Genomic DNA, 367 nt, shown 5'->3' on the forward strand with positions numbered 1-367 from the left:
CGCAGCGCCTCCGGAGAGGCGGAGAGGTCCACGAGCGGCAGCGTCCACGCACCAGCGGCATGGACGGTCTGGAAGGGCTGGTCCTGGTGCTGGTGGAAGGTGGTGCGCAGGGCCTCATGGCGCTGGATGAGGGACTGGAAGGAACGGCGCAGGGCCTCGACGTCGAGGCGCCCGGTGAGCTGGAGGGCGGTGGGGATGTTGTAGGAGGCATCCCCGGGCTGGAGCTGATCCAACAGCCAGAGGCGCTGCTGGGCGAAGGAGAGCGGAACCGGGCCGCCATGAGTGGCGAGGGGGAGCTTCGGCGCAAGGGAGCTCGCGCTTCCGTGGAGCCGTCCGGCCAGGGCCTCCACGGTGGGGGACTCGAAGA

General features: G+C 70.6%; 1 protein-coding gene. It reads right to left on the reverse strand.

The window, feature by feature from the left end; all coding sequences use genetic code 11:
- On the reverse strand, positions 1-367 hold a 367-nt coding region (locus U8525_RS34520), incomplete at both ends, for a condensation domain-containing protein (protein WP_374270979.1).

Source organism: Corallococcus sp. RDP092CA (assembly GCF_041903675.1).
In the GTDB taxonomy this organism is placed as follows: Bacteria; Myxococcota; Myxococcia; order Myxococcales; family Myxococcaceae; genus Corallococcus.